Genomic DNA, 18,281 nt, shown 5'->3' with positions numbered 1-18,281 from the left:
AAAACAGATAGAGAGAAATGCCTGAATTTTGGAGATTCCATAATCGGGTCTTATGGTGGAAAACCAAACTTAATGATTTTCAAGCAAACGTTGGAGCAAGACACCGTTAAGCATGGCGCGTTTGACCAAGGCAAATGCACCGATAGCAGAAAGATGCTGTAGTTCGGAAATGACAATCGGCAAATTATTACGGAAGTCTTTTAGTACCTGGGTATTAACGCAGCGTTGAATCGCTGGCAGCAGAATTTTTTCAGCTTCGGCGATTTCACCGGCAATCACGACCCGTTGCGGATTGAACAGGTTAACCGCAATCGATATTGCTTTTCCCAGATTTTGCCCCGCATGTTCAATCACCTCACGTGCGAGTGCATCGCCACGGTTGGCCGCTTTGCAGATAGCAGAAATCTGACATTCTTCTGGCGTCAGCTTGCTCGGATAGCCTTGTTCAAGCAAATTTCGTATCCGTTTCTCAATGGCCGCATTGGAGACGACAGTTTCCAGACAACCAAAATTTCCGCAGTGGCAACGCTCGCCCAATGGATCGATTTGGATATGACCGATTTCTCCGACATTACCGTTGCTGCCGAGAAAAATCTGCCCATTGACCAGAATACCGGCTCCGGTGCCACGATGTACGCGTATCAGTATCGAATCCTGACAATCCTGGGTGGCACCAAAGTAGTGTTCAGCCAGTGCCAGGCTACGGATATCGTGACCGACAAAACTGTGAGTCTTGAAGTGTTGTTGCAGGTGTTGGACCAATGGCCAATTATCAATACTAATATGTGGCATATAACGCACCATTCCCGCGAACGGATCGACCAGCCCAGGTAGTACGACTGAAATAGCAATCAGTTCACGGATGCGGCGCTGATGGGTGTCAATGAAGTGGTCGATGGCTTTAAATAGTGCAGTTTCCAACGTTTCCTGGGTTTTTTCTGGCAGGCTGTAATGTTCTTCTGCCAGCATTCGTCCCTGTAGGTTGTAAAGTGCGATCGTGGCATCGTAGCGACCAAGCCTTACTGCCACTGTATGGAAAGGGCGGGTTTCACAAATAATGGAGATGGCGCGACGCCCTCCAGTGGAGGCTTGTTGGTCAACTTCCTTTATGAACCCGCGTTCAAGTAGTTGGCGGGTGATTTTGGTAACGCTAGCGGGGGCAAGCTGGCTCTGTTCCGCGATTTGTATCCGTGAGATTGGGCCTTGCTGGTCAATCAGTCGGTATACCACCGCGCTATTGAGTTGCTTAACCAGATCAATATTCCCTATCTGTGTCTGTCCGCTTGTGGTCATTAAAACGTTACTCGCCTGTGGTCAATACTTCTTCACCATTCACAAAAGTATTGATGATGTGATAATCACGAGTGAATACCGTCAGATTGGCTACTTTACCACATTCAATACTGCCTAATCTGCCGTCTTCACCGATAGCACGCGCAGGGTACAGTGTTGCCATTCGGAGTGCTTCATCCAGAGCGATACCCGCCTGATCTACGCAATTTTGCACAGCTTCAATCATGGTGAGCGCGGATCCGCTCAAGATGCCGTTCTCATCCACACAGATGCCGTCGCGGTAGTATATGGTTTTACCAGCAAAAATGAACCGATCAATATCAGCGCCAGCGGGTGCGGTGGCATCCGTAACCAGCACCAACTTGTCACCTTTGATGCGTTTGCTGTTGCGGATATTAGCCCAACTGACGTGATGGCCATCGGCGATGACACCACAGTAAATCTCAGGCGCATCGTAGACAGCACCTACTAGCCCTGGCTCACGCCCGGCCAGATAAGGCATGGCGTTAAACAGATGCGTCACACAGCGAATACCGGCGGCAAAACCACGTTTGGCCTCGTTCCAGGTCGCGTTTGAATGCCCTGCGGAAACGACAATACCAGCGCGGGTCAATTGCTGAATAACTGTCGAGGCAACCATCTCTGGCGCCAGGGTGATTTTGCTGATGACATCGGCATTCTCACAGAGGAAATTCACCAGTTCTGGATCTGGCTGACGGATGAGTGTTGCATCATGAGTCCCTCTTTTTACCGGGTTCAGCCACGGGCCCTCAATATGCAAACCCAGTGCTTGATGATGATTTTGTGCCAGCCAGGCACGCATGACTTCAACACTGTGCTTTATTAACGCATCGGAAGCAGTAATGAGCGTGGGTAGAAAGCTGGTGCAACCATGCTTCACATTGGTCCGTTGCATGATTTCCAGCGTTTTCACAGAGATGGTTTGCAAAGAGTCGTTAAACTGAACACCACCGCAACCGTTAAGTTGAAGATCAATAAATCCGGGGGCGATCAAGGCACCCGAAATATCACGTGTTTCCAGCCCGGAAGGCAGTTCATTGACGGGACAAACATTGTCTATCAGGCCGTTGGCGATAACGACAGCATGATCGTCGAGCACCTGATGTCCAGTAAAAATACGACCATTAATTAAAGCGTACATTATGAGCTCCCGGCATACCGATTAAAGGTTTTTGATACTTTCAGCTTCCAATTCGCGGAAATATTTAACGGTTTTCACCTTCAGTTCCATGGTGGAGGGTTCGTCACATACCATAAGCGCTTTGGCATGAAGCTGTAGGCAACTGATGGTCCACATATGGTTCACGTTGCCTTCTACTGCGGCCTGGAGAGCCTGAGCCTTGTTGCGTCCGCTAACCAGAATCATGACTTCTTCGGCATCCAGTAATGTACCCACGCCAACAGTTAATGCATATTTGGGGACTTGATTGACGTCACCACCAAAAAAGCGTGAATTGGCGATACGGGTCTCTTCAGTCAATGTTTTGATGCGTGTCCGGGAAACCAGGGACGATGCCGGTTCATTAAACGCGATATGTCCATCATTCCCTACGCCCCCCATAAACAGCTGGATCTTACCGTAAGACTTGATTTTCTCTTCGTAACGCTGACATTCAACAGCAATATCTTCAGCGTTGCCGTTCAATAGGTTAATATTTTCCTGCGGAATATCAATGTGATTGAAAAAATTTTGATACATAAACGTGCGGTAGCTTTCCGGATGATCAGGCGGTAATCCTACATATTCATCCATGTTGAAGGTCACCACATGTTTAAAGCTGACTTCACCCGCGTTAAACAGTTCTATCAGCGACTTATATGCCTCCAACGGAGAACTGCCTGTAGGAAGGCCAAGCACAAACGGTTTATCTGCCGTAGGGTTGGCGTCATTGATGCGCTGTACAATATATCGTGCAGCCCATTTACCTACATGTGCCGCGGTGGCTAAAGGAATCAGTCTCATAAAGGGTTCTCCTGGCGGATTGGTGAGGTAATCGAATTTAAGTATGAGGGAAAAAACACAATGGGTGCTTTTCCTCATCTCCATAGTATGTCTGTAGTGTAACTTGTTTTTTTTTGTCTTTAAATAAGTGGTGAAAATATAGTGTCATAAACTTTTTGTATGTGCTTTTTTGGTGATTTTTATCACATAATGATTGAGTTTAATTTTCGAGGCGAATTATTTTCTTTACACTCCATGGTCAGGCTAGCCTGAGACTTTCTGTTGCTTGCTTAAGCGGGTTGATTGTCAGAGACAACACGAAACGAGGAATACTCGATTTTGTGAATACCCTGGGTAACCCGGTTACTTGACTGTGTTGTGTATTGAGTGGCGTTTTATGGCAGATAAATCTGATTGGTTGTGTTATTTGCCCACAAGGGAAGAGAGGGGAAGGTGAGTATATTAAACTATTTACAAAGAATAGGTCGGGCGCTGATGGTGCCTGTCGCAACACTACCTGCCGCCGCCATTCTGATGGGCGTGGGTTATTGGATTGATCCGGTTGGTTGGGGTAGCCAAAGTGCTTTGGCTGCTCTTTTTATCAAGTCTGGATCTGCCATTATTGAACATATGGCAGTGTTGTTCGCAGTAGGTGTGGCCTATGGCATGTCTAAAGATAAAGATGGTGCAGCTGCATTGTCTGGATTTGTGGGCTACCTGGTGGTGACCACGTTGTGTTCACCTGCGGCGGTTGCCATGATCCAAAAGATTCCACTGGCGCAGGTACCCGCTGCGTTCGGAAAAATTGAGAATCAGTTCATTGGTATTCTGGTCGGGGTGATCTCCGCTGAATTATACAATCGATTCAGTGGCGTTGAATTGCCAAAAGCGCTGTCTTTCTTCAGTGGCCGTCGATTGGTGCCTATTTTGACCTCGTTGCTGATGATTGTGGTGGCGTTCGCGCTGATGCTTGTCTGGCCAGTGATTTACAACGCGCTGGTTACGTTTGGTGAACATATCCAGCAGTTGGGATCGGTTGGTGCAGGCATTTATGCATTCTTTAACCGTCTGCTGATACCCGTCGGATTACATCATGCGCTTAACTCGGTGTTTTGGTTCGATGTGGCGGGTATTAATGACATCCCTAATTTTTTGAGTGGCCAGCAGGCAATTGATGCCGGGAAAGCCATCCCGGGGATTACCGGACGTTATCAGGCTGGTTTTTTTCCGATCATGATGTTTGGTTTGCCGGGCGCTGCGTTGGCGATTTACCACTGTGCACGTCCTGAAAATCGTAGCCGGGTGGCCGGTATCATGCTGGCGGCAGCTTTTGCGTCATTTTTTACGGGGATTACCGAACCGCTTGAGTTTTCCTTTATGTTTGTAGCTCCGGTGCTGTACGTATTGCATGCGGTATTGACCGGGATTTCAGTCTTTATTGCCGCCAGTATGCACTGGATTGCCGGATTTGGATTTAGTGCGGGTCTGGTGGATATGGTGCTTTCGTCCCGTAATCCGTTGGCGACACACTGGTATATGTTGATTCCGCAGGGATTCGTGTTCTTTATCATCTATTATGTCGTATTTCGCTTCACGATTACCCGCTTTAACCTGATGACGCCTGGACGAGAGCTTCCTGTTGATGTCGCTGCAACTGGCGGCGGCGAGGTTAGTCATGCAGTGGTGACAAACTCATCAGACAGTCGGGTATTGGCCAGTGGCTACTTGCAGGCGGTTGGTGGAAAGGAAAATCTGACTGGCATTGATGCCTGTATTACTCGTTTACGTCTGAATGTGAAGGATTCGGCTATTGTTAATGATGCACAGGCCAAACAGCTGGGGGCTGCCGGGGTTATTCGTCTGAATAAGCAGAGTATTCAGATTGTGGTGGGAACTCAGGCGGAAAGCATCGCTGCTGCTATGCGTGAAGTAAGTGAAGAATAGTACAGTGATATTGATACATTAAGATGTTGTAGCTATCGGCGGGATGAGAAGAAAAGCTCATCCCGCTTTCTATTCTCCCTATTTTCGTGCAATTAGGTGAAACAAACGGTTGTTTCCCGACGAGGCTTGTTGGATCATTAGTGGTTATATGTCGTTTTTCGTATTTGAGGAATCAAGCATGAGTGAGGCTGAAGCCCGCCCAACTAACTTTATCCGCCAGATTATCGATGAAGATCTGGCTTCCGGTAAGCATGATCATATTCAGACGCGTTTTCCCCCTGAGCCGAATGGTTATTTGCATATTGGTCACGCTAAATCGATCTGCCTGAATTTTGGTATTGCGGATGATTACAACGGCCAATGCAATTTGCGTTTTGATGATACCAATCCGGTAAAAGAAGATATCGAGTACGTTGAATCTATCAAGCATGATGTCAAGTGGCTGGGTTTTTCCTGGAGTGGTGACATACATTACTCCTCAGATTACTTTGACCAATTGCATCTTTATGCCGTCGAGTTGATTAGTAAAGGATTGGCGTATGTGGATGAGCTCACGCCTGAACAAATCCGTGAATACCGTGGTACGTTGACTTCGCCAGGAAGAAACAGTCCTCATCGTGACCGCTCTGTGCAGGAAAACCTGACGTTGTTTGAAAAAATGCGCAATGGTGGTTTTGCCGAAGGTATGGCATGTCTGCGTGCAAAAATTGACATGGCGTCACCATTTATCGTGATGCGTGATCCCGTGTTGTACCGTATTAAATTTGCTGAGCATCATCAAACCGGCAATAAGTGGTGCATCTATCCGATGTATGACTTCACCCACTGTATCTCCGATGCAGTGGAAGGCGTAACACATTCGTTATGTACACTGGAGTTTCAGGACAATCGTCGTTTGTATGATTGGGTGCTTGATAATATCACTATCCCGTGTCACCCACGCCAGTACGAATTCTCGCGCTTGAATCTTGAATACGCTGTAATGTCCAAGCGTAAGTTGAATCAATTGGTTACTGAACAGGTAGTGGAAGGTTGGGATGATCCGCGTATGCCGACGATTTCCGGACTGCGCCGTCGTGGTTATACTGCTTCGTCTATCCGTGAATTTTGCCGTCGTATTGGTGTAACCAAACAGGATAACAATGTTGAAATGGCCGCGTTGGAATCTTGTATCCGTGACGATCTGAATGACAATGCGCCACGCGCAATGGCGGTGCTGAACCCGGTAAAAGTAGTGATCGAAAATCTGCCTATGGATCACGAAGAATGGGTAACCATGCCACATCATCCTAATAAACCGGAGATGGGCTCGCGTCAGGTGGCTTTTAGCCGTGAAGTTTATATTGATCGTGCCGACTTCCGCGAAGAGGCGAACAAGCAGTATAAACGCCTGGTATTGGGTAAAGAAGTTCGCCTGCGCAATGCCTATGTGATTAGGGCCGAGCATATCGAGAAAGATGAACAAGGTGTGATCACCACCATTTATTGTCGTTACGATCCCGAAACGTTGAGTAAAGATCCATCGGATGGACGTAAGGTAAAAGGGGTGATCCACTGGGTTTCTGCAGCACATGCTATTCCTGCAGAGTTTCGTCTGTATGATCGCTTGTTTAGTGTCCCGAATCCGGGGGCTGCAGAAGATGTCCTCTCTACTATTAATCCTAATTCGTTGATCATTGAGCATGGTTTTGTTGAGGCCAGTCTGGCTAATGCTAAAGCGGAAAAAGCCTATCAGTTTGAACGTGAAGGGTATTTTTGCGCAGACCGCGTCTATTCCAGTACAGAAAATCTGGTATTTAACCGTACGGTGGGATTGCGAGATACCTGGGTTGGTTAAGCGGGAAAGCCGGGCTGGATACAGAAAAAATAAAACCGCCGCGGCGGTTTTATTTTTTGCAGAAGATTTATTTTATCGTTCGTCGTGAATACTTTCATCTTCACGGCAATTACCATCGGTACAGTGGCCATACAGATATAAGCTGTGATTGGTAAGTTTTATACCATGTTTTTCAGAGATTTCACGTTGGCGAGCTTCAATGAATTCATCACGAAATTCAATGACGCGGCCACAATCCAGGCAGATCAGATGGTCATGATGGTGCTGTTGGGTCAATTCAAAGACAGATTTTCCGCCTTCAAAGTTATGACGGGTCACAATACCCGCATCGTCGAACTGGTTAAGTACACGGTAAACTGTAGCCAAACCAATTTCTTCACCCATATCAATCAGCTTTTTGTATAAGTCTTCCGCGCTGACATGGTGGCATGTAGGGTCCTGTAACACTTCCAGAATTTTGAGTCTTGGAAGTGTTACTTTCAGGCCAGCCTTCTTTAATGCGGTGTTGTTGTCAGTCATGCGGATTTAGTCCTGTTACTCTACTTTATCAAGGGAGGCTACCTAGCCTAATATTATCGGTCGGCTCAAAAAAGGTTATGCGTCTCAATTATAGAACTGCATATTCAAAATAGAAACAACGGAATCTTAACCATATTATTCTTGCCTAGCGGGGCGGTCTATAACGTAATGCCTTGTTGATTAGCGAAATATTATGATGATTTCGGCAAACCGATAGCGTCATTGTACCTTGCCATTGCGAAAAGTTAAAAAAATGTATCTACTTCTGTAATAGTTTTTCGCTATTGATGTGGCTCCGGCGCAAAATATTGCCAGAGCCAAAAGAGGACATGATTCAGGCAAGAAGTCCTTTCAGATCTAGCTCGTCGCTGATTTTTGTAACCCAAGCATTGACGCGTTCGCTGGTCAGCTCCGGCTGACGATCTTCATCAATGGCCAGACCAATAAAATGGTCATCATCCACCAGACCTTTAGATGCTTCAAAGTGGTAGCCTTCTGTCGGCCAGTTGCCCACGATAATGGCTCCATGTGGCTCAATAATGTCGCGTATGGTGCCCATGGCATCGCAGAAATATTCAGCATAATCTTCCTGATCACCGCAGCCAAACAGGGCTACCAATTTACCGGAAAAGTCGATTTCTTCCAGTGTTGGGAAAAAATCATCCCAGTCACATTGGGCTTCACCGTAATACCAGGTTGGAATCCCCAGCAGTAAAATGTCAAAACGCTCTAGATCTTCTTTACTGCTTTTGGCAATGTCATGAACCTCGGCAACTTCTGTTCCCAGTTGTTGTTGGATCATCTTGGCAATGTTTTCGGTATTGCCAGTATCACTGCCAAAGAAAATTCCTATGAGTGCCATGAATAAAATAACCTCTTGATTCTTAATGGTATGATGACCTTTGCCATCACTGTTCGAGTAATAATAGCAGACACTTTCCGCATGAGAAACTTGAATATCGGTATACACATTGTTCTAAAATGAGAAAATGATTAGCTGTTCTTCTCTTTTTGGGTAGATGGTTTTTTAATTTTTTTTAAAAACTAAATGTATTATCTGCTTGAAAGCATTATCAATATGCTTAATTTGTAAAATTTTATAACTATAAAATCACAATTTATCGTTAAATATTCCTCTAATTATGTCGATTAAAGAGGAAGGTGCTTCTTTATTTTTATTTCAGCATACAACAAAGTCAAGGTCGTAAAAATGCGCTTTGTTTAATGTTGGCTAGTTATCACAACATCTTCCCTATGTTGTTAGGTCTGGAGACTACACATGCGATTTCTGCGAAACATTTCTATTAGAACGGCTATGTTATGGGTGCTAGGTACTTTTTGTACATTATGGATTGGTGTTTCGGTCTATACCATGTACTCGTTCAAAACAATGAATGTAACCTCAAAAACCAGTTCATTACTGGTGAAGAACATGAATCTGGTCAATACCGGCAACGACCAGTATTTTCGTATGGTTACACGCCTGGCTCGCTCGGTTGACTATCGTCGTAATGGTGATAATAAAAAAGCGGATGATCAGCAGAAATCAGCATTGGCAGCACTGGATCTTTTAAAGTCAAATTTAGACACATTCAAAAAAATTGATCATGCAGGGATGTCACCGGAGTTAGTCGATGCGGTTACCCAAGGCTGGAGTAATCTGGTATTTCAAGGGGTTGAACCAATGTATCAGAACGCGGTTGCCCAGAACCTGAGCGAATATGAAAAATATGCCAAAGATATTGTTCCTGCTTTTAGCCGACAATTTAATGTGGCGTTTACTCATTTTGATAAAGCCGGTTCCAAAATGTTTGTTGATTCAGGTGAGCGTCTGGAGAGTATCACCTGGGTGGGACAAAATATTCTGCTGGCCGGATTAGTCGCTGGTTTACTGATGTTATTCCTGACAGATCGCTATCTGGCGGCTTATCTGATGCGCCCATTGAATGATCTGCGCGCTCATTTTCAGGCTATTGCGTCTGGAAATCTGAGTAAACCGATCATCGATTTTGGTAATAACTGCGTTGGCCGTCTTTTCCCGTTGCTACGTGACATGCAATCCAGTCTGGCAAAAACGGTAAGCACGATTCGGCATAGTGCAGACTCCATCTATCAGGGTGTCGCGGAAATTGCCTCGGGGAATAATGATCTTTCATCACGTACAGAGGCGCAGGCCGCAGCACTGGAAGAAAGTGCCGCCAGCATGGAACAGTTAACCTCTACGGTAAAACAGAATGCGGAAAATGCCAGCCATGCTAGCCAGTTGGCTCACCAGGCATCGACCACCGCTCGTAAAGGTGGTGATCTGGTGGATAATGTGGTGAAAACCATGGCAGATATTTCCGGTAGTTCGAAGAAGATTGCCGAGATCACTACGGTAATTAACGGTATCGCTTTCCAAACTAACATTCTGGCATTGAATGCGGCGGTGGAAGCGGCTCGTGCTGGTGAGCAAGGACGCGGTTTTGCGGTGGTAGCGGGTGAGGTTCGTAGTCTGGCTCAGCGCAGTGCTCAGGCGGCCAAAGAGATTGAAAATCTGATTTCTGAATCGGTGAGGTGTGTGGATACCGGCTCAACGCTGGTGGCTGATGCGGGTACCACAATGAGAGAAATTGTGCGTGGCATAACCAACGTAACGGATATTATGGGCGAGATTGCCACTGCATCAGAAGAGCAGAGTAAAGGGATTGCTCAGGCTGGAATGGCAATTACTGAAATGGATGGTGTAACCCAGCAGAACGCCGCGTTGGTTGAAGAAGCTTCAGCCGCAGCCCGATCACTGGAGGAGCAGGCTTCAGTACTGACTCAGACGGTAGCCTTGTTTCAATTGACCAACGATCAAGCGGCGTTGACGCAAGTTCGTGAAACACCAAAAGCAGTAGCTGCTACTCCGGCCAGGAAGGCGTTACCTGCCGGTAAAAGTAATGATAACTGGGAAACATTCTAGGTTATAACCATGGGCGTCAGGGAAGACGCCAAGGTGGTAAATCAATCGTTTCGCTCTGCCAACTGCGCCAGTAATATCTGTTCAATCAATTCGCTGCGGCTGATATTACGTTCCTCCGCCAGCGTATTTAAAATTTCCACTGCATCGCTGTTAATCTTCAACTCTACGCGACGTAGCCCACGGACTTTGTCTCGTCGCAGTTGATTCCGTTTATTGATTCTCAACTGCTCATCACGGGAGAGCGGGTTAGTTTTCGGTCGACCCGGACGACGCTCATCAGCGAACAGATCCGGCGTGGTGCGATCCGTTTGTTCTTTTGCCATAAGTAATGGTACTGCAAGAAATTCGGATCAAAATGCGGGCATTTCAAATGCTGCATTTTGATGATGTGGTTAATGAAGCCAGTGGCCAGACAGCCTTCCTTTACTGCGGCCGCCATCATACCCCAGCCGTACTGGCCGCGACAACGGTTAACTGAACCCGTGTTCGGTGAATACGGTAACAATATCAATGGGTATCGAGGAAACGATGGATGGCACGAAGAACGGCCTCGGTTTTTTCAGCGTGAACCCAGTGACCGGCCCCTGCGACTACGTGTGCTTTAGCGGCGGGGAACTGGCGTAGTAGCGCATCACGGTAGCGATCATCCAGGTACGGGGAATTCCCACCACGGATAAACAGAATCGGGCCATGCCATGCTGGCAGTTCCTGCCAGCCAACAATATTTTCATATTGATCCCACAAGGCTGGTACGTTAAAACGCCACTCTCCTTGCTGGAATGATTTCAGTAAAAACTGAATGACACCTTCTTCCGGCAAATAATCACGCATCAGTACGGCGGCGGCGGCGCGCTGAGTGATACCTGCGGCGCTGACGGCTTTCACTGCGGAAAATACCTGGTCATGGCGGCGTAATTGATAGTCTACGGGGGCAATATCAATAACTACAATGCGGTCTATGCGATCGGGCATTAATGCGCTCAGTGCCATCGCGATCTTTCCTCCCATGGAATGACCAATCATAATGACCTGTTTCAGTTGTAAATCATCGAGGAGTGCCAAGACATCCTCTGCCATGACGGTGTAATTCATTTCAGGTGAACGTGGTGAAAGACCGTGGTTCCGCACATCAATCTGCAATATGTCATGTTGGTTTTGCAGATCGCGCGCCAATACGCCAAGATTATCAAGATTGCCAAACAGGCCATGGATAAAAACAATAGGTAAATTGTTCTGTGGCTGATGAGCGTTTTGCCAACGATAATTCAATTTCATAGTGAAGTTCATTTAGAGAGACAGATGCTTAGGGTATCATGACTTTATTGCGTTATCTTGCCGTGGACTAAACAGGTGTTTACCTTCATGGTGGCAGAGATGATGAGGTATTGTCTTACTTTTGTGTAGACTGTCGCTCGTCGCTATTTGAGGGTGAATCATAATCTGTATAATCTAAATAATTCAAGTTGCAGGAAGGCGGCAAGCGAAGGAATCCCGATGAGCTACTCAAGCGAGTGATTCGGGTGAATGAGCACGGTCAACGCACATGCAGCTTGAAGTATGGCGAGTATATAATCCATGACGATTGATTTTAAGTCATAAAACAGTATTGGATAAAGATGAAAACTATTGACGTTGACGAAGAGCTTTATTGTTATATCGCCAGCCACACTCAGCATATTGGCGAGAGTGCTTCTGATATCTTGCGGCGTATGCTGAAGTTCAACGCCGGGCAGCCAGCAGTCGCAACGGGAACACCGGTAGTAGCTGAAAAAGCTCAGCCCCTGGCTCCAGCTTCACTGAGTACGCGTGATCGGGTAAGAACTCTGCGTGAGCTATTATTGTCTGATGAATATGCGGATCAACATAAGGCGGTTAATCGTTTTATGTTGATTCTGTCTACACTGTATCATTTGTCGCCCAAAGAATTTGCAGTGGCAACAGAGTCTCTTCTTGGTCGCACTCGGGTTTATTTCGCTGGGGATGAGCAAACGCTGCTTCAGAATGGCACACATACCAAGCCAAAGCATATCCAGGGTACGCCCTACTGGGTTATTACCAATACGAATACCGATCGTAAACGCAGCATGATTGAAAGCATTATGCTGGCAATGCAGCTCCCGCCAGAGCTGATAGAGAAAGTTTGCGGAACCCTTTAAATCATAGCGTCAGGAAGAAACGCCAATGGCTAATCACCCGAGAGCCGGACAACACACCCGGCAAAGCGATTTGATTAACGTCGCGCAGCTAACGTCACAGTATTATGTTCTGTGTCCCGATGTGAGTGAACCGGCTCATGCGGTCAAGTTCGGGACCTCTGGTCATCGTGGTAGCGCAGCGCGTCACAGTTTCAATGAAGCGCATATTCTGGCGATTGCTCAGGCGATTGCTGAGGAGAGAAGTAGACAGGGGATCACCGGCCCTTGTTATGTCGGAAAGGACACGCATGCGTTGTCCGAACCTGCATTTATTTCTGTGCTGGAAGTACTGACTGCCAACGGTGTGGACGTGATAGTCCAACAGGATAATGGCTTTACACCGACGCCAGCGATCTCTCACGCCATTCTGACGCATAATTGCCAGACGAAAGCTCAGGCTGACGGTATCGTTATTACCCCTTCACATAACCCGCCTGAAGACGGTGGCATTAAATACAACCCGCCTAATGGCGGCCCAGCTGATACGAATCTTACCAGCGTTATTGAGACGCGGGCCAATGCACTGTTGGCAGATAATCTGCGTGGTGTGAAACGCCTGACGCTGGCTAAAGCCCAACAGAGCGGATACCTGCATGAGCAGGATTTGGTGCAGCCGTATGTGGAAGGGTTGACCGATATCGTGGATATGACCGCGATTCAGCGCGCTGACCTGAAATTAGGGGTCGATCCATTGGGTGGTTCTGGCATCGTGTATTGGCAACGAATTGCTGAGCATTACAAATTGAATCTAACGTTGGTCAATGATGCTATCGATCAGACGTTCCGCTTCATGACGCTGGACCACGATGGGGTGATCCGTATGGATTGCTCGTCCGTTTGTGCGATGTCTGGCCTGCTGGCGCTGCGTGATAAGTTCGACCTGGCGTTCGCCAACGATCCGGATTATGACCGCCACGGTATTGTGACGCCAGCCGGATTGATGAATCCCAACCATTATCTGGCGGTGGCTATCAACTATTTGTTTCAGCACCGTCCACAGTGGGATGCGTCTGTTGCCGTGGGCAAAACGTTGGTGTCCAGCGCAATGATTGATCGTGTAGTGGCTGACCTCGGACGTAAGCTGGTGGAAGTCCCGGTAGGATTTAAATGGTTTGTGGATGGTCTGTTTGATGGCAGCTTAGGCTTTGGTGGTGAAGAGAGTGCAGGAGCATCATTCCTGCGTTTCGACGGCACACCTTGGTCGACGGATAAAGACGGCATTATCATGTGTTTGCTGGCGGCGGAAATCACCGCTGTTACCGGGGAAAACCCGCAGCAGCACTATGATGAACTGGCTAAACGGTTTGGTGCGCCGAGCTACAATCGTATACAGGCACCAGCTACTTCCGCTCAGAAAGCGGCGTTGTCCCGATTGTCGCCGGATCAAGTGTCTGCCAGTATGTTGGCCGGTGATCCCATTACTGCTCGTCTGACGAAGGCGTCGGGTAATGGCGCGTCGATTGGTGGCCTGAAAGTGATGACTGACAATGGTTGGTTCGCGGCACGTCCGTCAGGTACAGAGGACGCTTACAAGATCTATTGCGAAAGTTTTCTTGGCGTTGAACATCGCGAGAAAATCGAGAAAGAAGCGGTTGAAATTGTCAGTGCGGTGTTGAATAACACGAAATAAGACCGCTACCGATATTGATTACAGGCGCTGAATGCAGCGCCTTTTTTCATCCTAAAGCAACGAGTAGCGCTCCTGCCGATATCAACGCTACACCGAATCCCGCCAGCAGCGAGATTTTTTCTCCCAGCAACAATACAGCCAGAATAACGGCAAACACGACGCTGAGTTTATCGATAGGCGCAACCTGTGCCACGCTGCCGGTTTTCAGCGCCATAAAGTAGAACAGCCAGGACATGGCACCGGCAATACCACTGAGCAGAATGAATAGCAGTGCGCTATGATTGGCGAAAATAGTGCCGACCAGTGCCAGCTTTCCCTGCATTACCACCACACCCGCCAGAAATAACGCCATCACCACCGCACGGATTGCTGTCGCGGTATTGGCATCCAACTGTTGTAGTCCGATTTTCCCAAACACCGCTACCAGCGCAGCGCACAATGCGGACAATAATGCATAGATTAGCCAGCTACTCATCGATATCTTCTCATTGAGAAAATGCTGATGCTACACCTGCTAATTGTTCAGCTCCAGTGTGTCAGGGGATAAAGCGATAGCCGATGGCGGTTTCGGTAAGAAAATGGCGTGGACGAGCCGGATCGTTTTCCAGCTTTTGACGTAAATGTCCCATATAGATACGTAGATAGTGGCTATGTTCTATTGCATTGGGTCCCCAAACCTGATTTAACAGATACCGCTGCGTCAGCACCTTGCCGGGATTAGCAATCAGGGTCGACAGCAAGCGGAATTCTAGTGGGGTGAGATGCAGTTCCAGGCCATCACGCAATACCTGGCGGTTAACCAAATCTACCGTCACTGCATCGAAGTTTATCAGTGGCGTTTCCTGTAAAGGGGCGTTGAAGCGCCGCAATGCCACGCGAACACGGGCCATCAGTTCACCAATGCCAAACGGTTTGGTGAGGTAATCATTGGCACCCTCATCCAGCGCCGCGATTTTATCCTGTTCATCAGTGCGGGCCGATAGCACAATTACCGGAATAGTGCTCCACTGTCGCAGGTCGCGGATGTAATCAATACCATCGCCGTCGGGTAACCCCAGATCCAGAATAATCAGGTCCGGCTTGCGGGTTGCCGCTTCAATCAGACCCCGTTGCAGTGTTTCTGCATCGAATACGCGACAGCCTTCACTTTCCAGCGCGTTACGGACAAAGCGCCGGATCTCTTTTTCGTCTTCTACGATAAGGATGTTGGTCTGCAATAGCGTCATGGCTCCATATATTCAGGTTCTATCTCTGGTGGTGTCGCGAGTGGCAGAGTGAAATGGAAAACGGCACCACCGTTTTCTGCATTGGTAACCCAGATACTGCCACCGTGAATATCGATAATTGCACGGCAGATAGCCAACCCCAGCCCTACGCCGGGAATGGATGATTCTTTATGGCCGCGGGCGAATTTATCGAAAATTATCTTTTCCAGACCGTTGGCAATACCTGGGCCGTTATCCGCCACGGTAACTTCCAAACTCTCTTCGACAGCAGATGACTTGTTGATTTTAGCGGAAATAGTGATGGTCGCCCGCTCCCCTGCATATTTGATGGCGTTTTCCAGCAGGTTGATCAACACCCGCTCAATCAGGCTGGCATCACAATACACTAGCACCATCTCAGGCGGTAGATTGACCCGAACAGTATTGTTGACCAATAAGTTTTCCAATTGCCGCAGTGCGCTGCCGGTTAATTCTTCCAGCGTTTGCCACTCTTTACGCAGGTTAAATCCGTCGGACTGGATGCGGGCCATATCCAGCAGATTATTCACCAACTGGGTCGTGTTCAGTATGTACTGGCGGATCTGGCTGGCCTGTGGGGCATACTGCGAGCCTTCTGATGCCAAATTGAGCGTCAGAATCTCTGCTTGTCCGAACAGTACGGTTAGCGGTGTACGTAGATCGTGTGACAGTGCGGCCAGCAGAGAATTGCGTAGTTGTTCCCGTTCAGCGTTCAGCCGGGCATCCTCAGCATTTTTAATCAGTTGCAAACGCTCCAGTGCATTGGCGATCAATACGGTAAAGGTTTCCAGCAGGCGTTGTTGCTCAGGGATCATCAATTGACGGACACTGTTGGGTTCAATGGCGATGACGCCAAAAATTTGCTGGGGCGTGGACAGCGGCTGAATCTGATAGGGGACGCCGGGCAGGGTGGTGGTTCCGGCGCCTGCTGGCGCGTGATGATCGAAACTCCAGCGGGCAATGGCCTGATCGACAACCAACTGATCTGGCTCTTCAACCGCGGCTTGTTGTAATTCTGCGGTCGGCGAAGATGCCTGGTCAGCCAGCAGGATGGCAATTTTTGCCTGAAAGGTGGAACGCAGGAAATGGTGGCTGGCTTTGGCTATATCATTCACTGACAGGCTACAGTTGAGCGCTTTTGACATCTCATACAGATGCCGGACGCGCTGTTCACGGTAGCGGGCCACTCGTGCCTGATAACGGACTCCGGCGGTGAGACTTCCCACCAGAATGCCCACGCTCAGCATCACCCCGAAGGTAACCAGATATTGTGCGTCGGCCACGACAAATGTGCCTTTGGGAACGATGAAAAACAGATCGAAACTGGCGACGTTGATGACAGCGGCAAATACTGAGGGCCAGCGGCCGTAAAACAGCGCAACCACGACTACGCCGAGCAGATAAACCATCACCAGGTTAACCGGTTTCAGCATGGAGAAGGGAGACCATAACGCCAGCAGCGTGATCAGGGAACAGAGTATCACCGCTATGGCGCAGCCATATAACTGGATGCGCCATTTTTCTGCTATCCCTCGATTGTCCGGCGTTTTGGCGGGAAGCAGCGTGGTTTCATCCTGCACAGAAACCACCACCAAATCGAGATCAGGCCCCAGTTTCCCCAGTTTTTCGGCAAAGCGGGTACGCCGCCACCATCCCAGTTTTTGCTCAGGGTGACGACCAATAACGATTTTACCCAGATTGTGTTCGCGGGCATAGCGCAGCACGGCGCGTTCTACGGATGGATCGGCGAGAGTGGCGGTCTCCGCTCCCAGATCTTGCGCCAGTTTAAGGGCTCTCAGAATGGCCCGGCGCTGTGCTTCTGGCAGTCGGTGCAGACGCGGCGTTTCCACATAGACCGCGTGCCAGAGGCTACCGAGGCGTGCTGCCAAACGGGCAGCGGTACGAACCAGCTTTTCATTACCAGCACCCTGGCCGATGCACAACAGTATGGCGTCGCGGGTATGCCAGACATGTTCCCATCCCTGACTGGCGCGCATGGCGCGCATTTGGTCGTCGACCCGGTCAGCCAGACGGCGTAGCGCCAGTTCACGCAGTGCAATCAGATTACCCTTGCGGAAAAAGTTTTCGATGGCTCGTTCCGCCTGTACCGGCAGATAGACCTTGCCTTCGTTCAGGCGCTGGCGCAAATCGTCCGGCGGTAGATCCACCATCACTACTTCGTTGGCATCATCGAAAATCGGGTCAGGTACGGTTTCCCGTACTCGGATACCGGTAATACCGCCGACGATATCATTCAGACTTTCCAGATGCTGGACGTTAACGGTAGTCAGCACGTCAATCCCGGCATCAAGCAGTTCCTGCACGTCCTGCCAGCGTTTGGGGTGCCGGGAGCCGCGGATATTACTGTGTGCCAGCTCATCAATGAGGATCATCGCCGGGTAGCGAGCCAGCGCGGCATCCAGGTCAAATTCATCGTGATGCCGACCGTGATGGTTGAATTTCTTCATCGGCAGTCGAGGAAGACCGTTGAGCAGTGCTGCTGTTTCATCGCGTCCGTGGGTTTCCACTACGCCAACCACAATATCCAGTCCCTGAGCCTTCAACCGATGCGCTTCCTGTAGCATAGCGTAGGTTTTCCCTACGCCGGCACTGGCCCCAAAGAAGATTTTGAGCTTGCCGCGGGGATGCTCATCAATCTGCGTCAGCAGACTGTCCGGGTCGGGGCGACGTGGTTCCTCGTTGGTCATG

General features: G+C 48.7%; 15 protein-coding genes. 5 read left to right on the top strand and 10 right to left on the bottom strand.

The features are described from left to right. Window positions 1-69: 69 nt before the first annotated feature. The 3 genes from nagC to nagB are packed head-to-tail and all read right to left on the bottom strand — an operon-like array spanning window position 70 to window position 3,277. Complete coding sequence (gene nagC / locus CWC46_RS18250) at window positions 70-1,293, bottom strand: DNA-binding transcriptional regulator NagC (RefSeq protein WP_021015107.1); 1,224 nt, start codon at window positions 1,291-1,293, stop codon at window positions 70-72. 7 nt (window positions 1,294-1,300) lie between these two features. Continuing rightward, window positions 1,301-2,455 (bottom strand): N-acetylglucosamine-6-phosphate deacetylase, encoded by a 1,155-nt coding sequence (nagA, locus tag CWC46_RS18245; protein ID WP_021015108.1) that lies wholly within the window; start codon window positions 2,453-2,455, stop codon window positions 1,301-1,303. 21 nt (window positions 2,456-2,476) lie between these two features. After that, entirely contained in the window at window positions 2,477-3,277 is an 801-nt protein-coding gene (gene nagB, locus CWC46_RS18240) for a glucosamine-6-phosphate deaminase (protein WP_021015109.1), read from the bottom strand. 432 nt (window positions 3,278-3,709) lie between these two features. On the opposite strand from nagB, the gene nagE reads away from it, so the two are divergent. Beyond that, window positions 3,710-5,200: an N-acetylglucosamine-specific PTS transporter subunit IIBC gene (nagE, locus tag CWC46_RS18235; RefSeq protein ID WP_037380758.1), complete on the top strand. Its 1,491-nt coding sequence runs from the start codon at window positions 3,710-3,712 to the stop codon at window positions 5,198-5,200. 178 nt (window positions 5,201-5,378) lie between these two features. Then, a complete protein-coding gene (gene glnS, locus CWC46_RS18230) occupies window positions 5,379-7,037 on the top strand; it encodes a glutamine--tRNA ligase (protein WP_021015111.1) in 1,659 nt (552 codons plus the stop codon). A 72-nt stretch (window positions 7,038-7,109) separates the two neighbouring features. On the opposite strand, the gene fur is transcribed toward glnS, so the two are convergent. Further along, entirely contained in the window at window positions 7,110-7,556 is a 447-nt protein-coding gene (gene fur, locus CWC46_RS18225; protein ID WP_021015112.1) for a ferric iron uptake transcriptional regulator, read from the bottom strand. A gap of 334 nt (window positions 7,557-7,890) precedes the next feature. Continuing rightward, window positions 7,891-8,418, bottom strand: coding sequence for a flavodoxin FldA (gene fldA / locus CWC46_RS18220; protein WP_021015113.1), 528 nt, complete (start codon window positions 8,416-8,418; stop codon window positions 7,891-7,893). Between the two features lie 417 nt (window positions 8,419-8,835). On the opposite strand from fldA, the gene CWC46_RS18215 reads away from it, so the two are divergent. Next, window positions 8,836-10,503 (top strand): methyl-accepting chemotaxis protein, encoded by a 1,668-nt coding sequence (locus tag CWC46_RS18215; protein ID WP_021015114.1) that lies wholly within the window; start codon window positions 8,836-8,838, stop codon window positions 10,501-10,503. 41 nt (window positions 10,504-10,544) lie between these two features. Here the strand turns inward: CWC46_RS18215 and ybfE are convergent, their stop codons facing one another. Then, a complete protein-coding gene (gene ybfE / locus CWC46_RS18210; RefSeq protein WP_021015115.1) occupies window positions 10,545-10,826 on the bottom strand; it encodes a LexA regulated protein in 282 nt (93 codons plus the stop codon). A 184-nt stretch (window positions 10,827-11,010) separates the two neighbouring features. Continuing rightward, window positions 11,011-11,778, bottom strand: a complete 768-nt coding sequence (ybfF, locus tag CWC46_RS18205) for an esterase (protein ID WP_037380760.1) — start codon at window positions 11,776-11,778, stop codon at window positions 11,011-11,013. 341 nt (window positions 11,779-12,119) lie between these two features. Here ybfF and seqA point away from each other — a divergent pair, with 341 nt between their 5' ends. Next, entirely contained in the window at window positions 12,120-12,659 is a 540-nt protein-coding gene (seqA, locus tag CWC46_RS18200) for a replication initiation negative regulator SeqA (RefSeq protein WP_021015117.1), read from the top strand. A gap of 25 nt (window positions 12,660-12,684) precedes the next feature. Continuing rightward, complete coding sequence (gene pgm / locus CWC46_RS18195) at window positions 12,685-14,328, top strand: phosphoglucomutase (alpha-D-glucose-1,6-bisphosphate-dependent) (protein WP_021015118.1); 1,644 nt, start codon at window positions 12,685-12,687, stop codon at window positions 14,326-14,328. Between the two features lie 46 nt (window positions 14,329-14,374). On the opposite strand, the gene CWC46_RS18190 is transcribed toward pgm, so the two are convergent. The 3 genes from CWC46_RS18190 to kdpD form a co-directional block, all read right to left on the bottom strand. Next, window positions 14,375-14,803, bottom strand: a complete 429-nt coding sequence (locus tag CWC46_RS18190) for an EamA family transporter (RefSeq protein WP_021015119.1) — start codon at window positions 14,801-14,803, stop codon at window positions 14,375-14,377. A gap of 61 nt (window positions 14,804-14,864) precedes the next feature. Beyond that, complete coding sequence (gene kdpE, locus CWC46_RS18185; RefSeq protein ID WP_021015120.1) at window positions 14,865-15,554, bottom strand: two-component system response regulator KdpE; 690 nt, start codon at window positions 15,552-15,554, stop codon at window positions 14,865-14,867. Then, window positions 15,551-18,280: a two-component system sensor histidine kinase KdpD gene (kdpD, locus tag CWC46_RS18180; RefSeq protein ID WP_021015121.1), complete on the bottom strand. Its 2,730-nt coding sequence runs from the start codon at window positions 18,278-18,280 to the stop codon at window positions 15,551-15,553. Before kdpD ends, kdpE begins: the two co-directional genes overlap by 4 nt. Window position 18,281: the final 1 nt, after the last annotated feature.

Origin of the sequence: Prodigiosinella confusarubida (genome assembly GCF_002847015.1) — a bacterium.
Classification (GTDB): Bacteria; Pseudomonadota; Gammaproteobacteria; order Enterobacterales; family Enterobacteriaceae; genus Prodigiosinella; species Prodigiosinella aquatilis.
The sequence above is the reverse complement of the archived record's forward strand: the minus strand, read 5'-3'. Positions and strand labels throughout refer to the sequence as shown.